The organism is Rhodococcus sp. R1101, from assembly GCF_000278445.1.
In the GTDB taxonomy this organism is placed as follows: domain Bacteria; phylum Actinomycetota; class Actinomycetes; order Mycobacteriales; family Mycobacteriaceae; genus Rhodococcus; species Rhodococcus gordoniae.
In genome coordinates this window covers 1-2,156 of the sequence record NZ_AJVB01000581.1, presented here as the reverse complement: position 1 = coordinate 2,156, position 2,156 = coordinate 1, and the positions used below count along the sequence as shown (strand labels likewise).

The 2,156-nt window shown below is 67.0% G+C and carries 3 protein-coding genes and 1 pseudogene; all 4 read right to left on the bottom strand.

Features of this window, described 5'->3' with window-relative positions; translation table 11 throughout:
* A partial coding sequence (locus tag R1101_RS0121890; RefSeq protein WP_016935376.1) for a proton-conducting transporter transmembrane domain-containing protein occupies positions 1-894 on the bottom strand: 894 nt, incomplete at its 3' end.
* 56 nt (positions 895-950) lie between these two features.
* On the bottom strand, positions 951-1,250 hold the full coding sequence (gene nuoK, locus R1101_RS0121885; protein WP_016935375.1) for an NADH-quinone oxidoreductase subunit NuoK: 300 nt from the start codon (positions 1,248-1,250) through the stop codon (positions 951-953).
* Positions 1,247-2,041, bottom strand: a complete 795-nt coding sequence (locus tag R1101_RS0121880; protein WP_016935374.1) for an NADH-quinone oxidoreductase subunit J — start codon at positions 2,039-2,041, stop codon at positions 1,247-1,249. Before R1101_RS0121880 ends, nuoK begins: the two co-directional genes overlap by 4 nt.
* Positions 2,038-2,156 (bottom strand): annotated as a pseudogene (locus tag R1101_RS31555) (NADH-quinone oxidoreductase subunit NuoI); the annotation flags it as partial. The gene R1101_RS0121880 and the pseudogene R1101_RS31555, both read right to left, overlap by 4 nt.

Genomic DNA, 2,156 nt, shown 5'->3' with positions numbered 1-2,156 from the left:
CGCGCCGAAGAGCAACGTCGCGGCACCGACGACGACCACGGCGAGTCGTGCCGCCGGTGCGGCGTCGAAGATCGCGTTCGCCCGGACGACGAGATAGACGCCGGCGGTGACCATGGTCGCGGCGTGGATGAGCGCCGAGACCGGGGTGGGACCCTCCATCGCGTCGCCGAGCCACGACTGCAGCGGCAGCTGAGCGGATTTCGCGCACGCGGCCAGGAGCAGACACAGGCCGATCGCCGTCACCGTGGCTTCGGTCGCGGCGGGGACCGCGACGAAGACCGTGTCGTAGTCGAGGCTGCCGAAGGTCGCGAACATGATCATGAGAGCGATGAGGAGCCCCATGTCGCCGACGCGGTTGACGACGAACGCCTTTTTTGCGGCGGTCGCGGCAGTGGGCTTGTACTGCCAGAAGCCGATGAGCAGGTAGGAGGCGAGACCGACCCCTTCCCACCCGAGATACAGGACGAGGAAGTTGTCGGCGAGGACGAGCACCAGCATCGCCGCGAGGAACAGGTTGAGATAGGCGAAGAACTTCCGGCGTTCCGGATCGTGTGCCATGTACCCGATCGAGTAGAGGTGGATCAGCGTTCCGACGCCCGTGATGAGCAGCACGAAGCAGATCGACAGCGCGTCGAGCCGCAGTCCGAGATCGACCTGCAGTTCTCCGACCGGCACCCAGGCGAAGACGGTCTGCTGTGCGAGCCGGGCGTTCGAGTCGAGTCCGAGCAACCCGGCGAACATGACGGCGCAGACGACGAACGAGGCAATCGCAGTAGCACATCCGAGCAGATGTCCCCAGCTGTCGCTGCGCCGCCCGAGGAGCAGCAGTACGAACGCGCCGGCCAAGGGCAGTGCCGGTATCGACCACAGCGCCGAGTTCAGGAACGACGTCATGTCGCGTGTCCTCTCGGTTCGTCGTGGGCTCTCACACTCACCGTCCTCGTGGGTCGTCAGTACTTGAGCAGGTCGGCGTTGTCGACGGAGGCGGATCGCCTCGTCCGGAAGATGGTCACGATGATGGCGAGACCGACGACGACCTCGGCGGCCGCGACGACCATCGTGAAGAAGGCGAACACCTGGCCGTGGAGGTTGCCGTGCATCCGCGCGAAGGTGACGAAGGCCAGGTTGGCGGCGTTGAGCATCAGTTCGACGCACATGAACACGACGATGGCGTTGCGGCGGACGAGAACTCCCACTGCGCCGATGGTGAACAGCAGTGCCGACAGGTAGAGGTAGTTCTCGGGGTTCATCGCCGATCCTTCCTCGCGTCGTCGCCGCCGGGTTCGCGCAGGCCGAGATCGATGTGGTCCCAGTCGCGGCCGATGCGGCCGAGCAGCTCACCGACCGACAGTTCGGAGAACGAGCCGTCCGGGAGCAGGGCCGGAACGTCGGCGGCGTTGTGGCGGGCGTAGACACCCGCAGCCGGCAGCGGCGTGACCCGTTCTCCTTCACGGAACCGGCGTGCGGCGAGTTCGCGCTGGGTCTTCCTGGGCTCCGACCGTTCCCGGTGGGCGAGCACCATCGCGCCCACGGTGGCGGTGATGAGCAGCGCCCCGGTGAGTTCGAACGCCCAGACGTAGTCGATGAACAGCAGCACCGCCAGGCCCTCGACGTTGCCGCCGGCGTTGGCGGCGTCGAGTCCCGCGAATCCGGACACCGCAGTGTTCCCGATGCCGCCGATGAGCATCACCGCGAACCCGAGCGCCACGACGATCGCGAGAACGCGCTGGCCCTTGATGGTTTCGACGAGGGAATCGGACGAGTCGATGCCGACGAGCATGAGCACGAACAGGAACAGCATCATGACCGCGCCGGTGTAGACCACGACCTGTACCACACCGAGGAACACGGCGTCCTGCGCGATGTAGAAGACGGCGAGCACGATCATCGTCATGGCGAGGAACAGCGCCGAGTACACGGCTTTCGGGGCGACGACGACGCCGAGCGCCCCGAGCACCGCGACGGCACCGAGGATCCAGAACTGCACGGCCTCCCCGGTGGAGGTCGTGACGAGTTCGGCGGCGAGCAGGGCGGTGGTCACCGGTGTTCCTCCCCGTCGGCGGCGGACACGTGCTCGGGCACCGGGATCGTGCCCCGGTAGTAGTCCTCGTCCGTGGCGCCGGGCGCCATGGGATGCGGAGGTGGCTGCATCCCGG

What these genes read in the sequence shown, in the direction of transcription:
- nuoK (WP_016935375.1), bottom strand. Translation starts at nt 1,250, where the DNA reads ATGAACCCCGAGAACTACCTCTACCTGTCGGCACTGCTGTTCACCATC.